This is a genomic window from Novipirellula sp. (genome assembly GCF_041583735.1).
Classification (GTDB): Bacteria; Planctomycetota; Planctomycetia; order Pirellulales; family Pirellulaceae; genus Novipirellula.
The window spans coordinates 1-2,715 of sequence record NZ_JBFHFD010000895.1 but is presented as its reverse complement, the minus strand read 5'-3'; the positions used below and the strand labels follow the sequence as shown (position 1 = coordinate 2,715).

Here is a 2,715-nt window from a genome sequence, read left to right as displayed (position 1 = left end):
GCAATAACGATCATGGCGACGCAATCGCCGGCCCACTTGTTCGGTCAATCGCAACAGGATCGCCTGTAAAACTTCGCGATCGGTGACATCCGCGTGAAAGGTGGTCTCGTGCGAAATGGACTTGGCTTCGCGGTCGGGAACCACCGCACGATCGTCTCGTCCCCAGGCCAGTGCGTACAAATGGTTGGCTGAGGTTTGCCCCATCATTCGCGCCAGTTGGTCAAGATCGGCATGGCGTAGATCCGAAACGCGATAGATCCCGATTTGCCCTAACCGTTCTTCGGCCCGCTTGCCAACTCCCCAAATTTTGTCGATCGGTAGCGGATCAAGAAAATCGTGAACCTTGTCGGATTCGACCACCGTGAATCCTCGCGGTTTCGCGTGACCACTGGCGACTTTCGCGAGAAACTTGTTCGGCGCGACTCCGACCGACGCATTCAACCCCAATTCAGCAGCAATCGCATGTTGTATTTGCTGGCCGATCTCGACCGCCGAACCAAACAACGCTTGGCATCCCGTCACGTCCAAGAAGGCCTCATCGAGCGACAGTGGTTCGACCAGCGGCGTGTAACGATTGAAAATTTCGCGAATTTGACGCGAGATTGCTGCGTAAACTTCCATGCGAACGGGAACAACGACGAGACGGCCGCACCGCTGGAGTGCCGTTTTCATCGGCATTGCACTGTACACGCCAAAATGACGTGCTTCGTAACTGGCAGCCGCCACCACCCCCCGGCCCGTCTCACTGCCACCGACCACGATCGGTTGGCCGCGAAGCGACGGGTTATCGCGTTGTTCCACCGACGCATAAAACGCGTCCATGTCGATATGCAAAATCATGCGGCACAGTGTCATGCGGCACAGTGTAACGGAGTCATGCGGCACAGTGTAACGGATCGAGGACACGGATCGAGCCCATCTTGTATTGCACACGTGAGGTCGGTTCCAATACGCACAATGCCCCGGGACCAGCCCCGCGGGGGCGACTCGGAGCGAATGGCACATGTGAGGAAACGTTACGGTGGAATTTGACCAACTGACTCACTTTTTAAAGATCGCTCAAACTGAAAATATCACTCGAGCGGCCGAGGAGCTTGGGTTGTCTCAGCCCGCCGTCAGTCGTTCGCTTCAGCGATTGGAAGAGGAAATCGGCCAACCCCTTTTCGAGCGTCAATCACGCAAAATGGTGCTTACCGATGCGGGGGAGTTGTTGGTCAGCCGCGCTCGCCAAATCATGTCAATCATCGATGACACCCTCAGCGAAATCACGGATGACGGTCAATCGGGGCGAATTCGTTTGGGGGCCATTCCCACGATCGCGCCGTATTTCCTGCCTGGATTGTTACAGCATTTCACGTCCGAGTTCCCAAAAGCGAGGTTACTTGTCCAAGAAGAGCCGACGCAAAGTTTGTTGCAGCGGTTGACACAAGGTGAATTGGATCTGGCGATACTAGCGCTGCCGATTCCGGCCAAGTATCTCGAGATCGACACTTTGTTTGAAGAGGAGTTGCTACTTGTCATGCCACAAGGACATCCGCTGAGCCAGAAAAAACAAATCAAATTGGCCGATATTCAAACGCTGCCCTTTGTATTGCTCGACGAAGCTCACTGTCTGTCGGACAATATTGTTTCATTCTGTCGTCAGCGTTCGTTTCAACCGGTTTCGATGGAAAAAACAAGCCAGTTGACCATGGTGCAAGAGCTTGTCACGCTCGGACATGGCATTTCGATGGTACCAGCGATGGCGCGAGCGATCGACAAAAGTGATCGGCGACTGTATCGATCGTTAGCCAGCCCGAAACCGATGCGAACGATTGCCGCAGTGTGGAACCCCTATCGATTCCAGAGCAAATTGCTGCAGGCATTCCGCAAGACAATGCATCATTATTCGGCCACGTTCAAGGCGAAACCAAGGCCAGACTAAGTGACCTCGGTGGAAAACCAGCTAACACCTCACGGATATGCATCACCTGTCAACGTCGATCTCTTTCCGATTGACGCGAGCGGATTGATTGCTTGATCCTTAGACGCGCATCCAATGGAAGTTTTGCGGCTTCGCCCTCACGGTTTTCGCTGAAATCAACGGTATGCTGCTGCATTTGTTCATGCAAATAAATAACGTCGCGGCGGAAACTCGAACACAGACGGCACAATCGCAAGTGCATCCAAAGCTCCATCCGTTTTCGCCATGGCAATGGAGATTCGATTGAATCCGAAATGAGTTTCGATATCTCTTTGCAGCTCCGCATGAAATCGACTTTCACTTAGCCTTGTTCTAAATGCCATCGACTTTTCATGCAGTTTGCCAGCCGCAAACGGGCTCGATGTAGTAAGACCCACAGGTTAGACGGACTGATCGACATTTTCTTACAAATTTCTTTTGTCCCAAGTTCGTCCATCTCTCGAAGCGTGAACGCATCGGCTTGTCCGACCGGAAGCTCTGCCAAACAGGTGCGAAGAATTGGCCAGAATTCCTCTCGCTCGATTGATTCAAGCGGTTGTTGGAGCGTCGAGTGGGTATTTCGTCGCCAATTGCCCTTTCGGTCAAACATACGGTCAAGCGGATCGCCACCATCCTCTTCGATCAATTGGGTCGTCCGGCTGCGGGCACGAACCAAATCGATAATCTTGCGTTTCAGGATTCCTAGTAACCAGCCTTGTTCCGAGCCTTGGCCTGAAAACTGCTTGATATGCTCAATCCCCGCGAGAAAAGTT

General features: G+C 53.0%; 3 protein-coding genes. 1 reads left to right on the top strand and 2 read right to left on the bottom strand.

Going from position 1 to position 2,715, the window contains the following annotated elements; translation table 11 throughout:
- The coding region (gene dinB / locus ABX962_RS34295) for a DNA polymerase IV (RefSeq protein WP_372726160.1) at window positions 1-855 on the bottom strand (855 nt) is incomplete at its 3' end.
- Window positions 856-1,021: 166 nt separating this feature from the next.
- Here dinB and ABX962_RS34290 point away from each other — a divergent pair.
- A complete protein-coding gene (locus ABX962_RS34290; RefSeq protein ID WP_372726159.1) occupies window positions 1,022-1,924 on the top strand; it encodes a LysR family transcriptional regulator in 903 nt (300 codons plus the stop codon).
- Between the two features lie 340 nt (window positions 1,925-2,264).
- On the opposite strand, the gene ABX962_RS34285 is transcribed toward ABX962_RS34290, so the two are convergent.
- A partial coding sequence (locus tag ABX962_RS34285; protein ID WP_372726158.1) for a sigma-70 family RNA polymerase sigma factor occupies window positions 2,265-2,715 on the bottom strand: 451 nt, incomplete at its 5' end.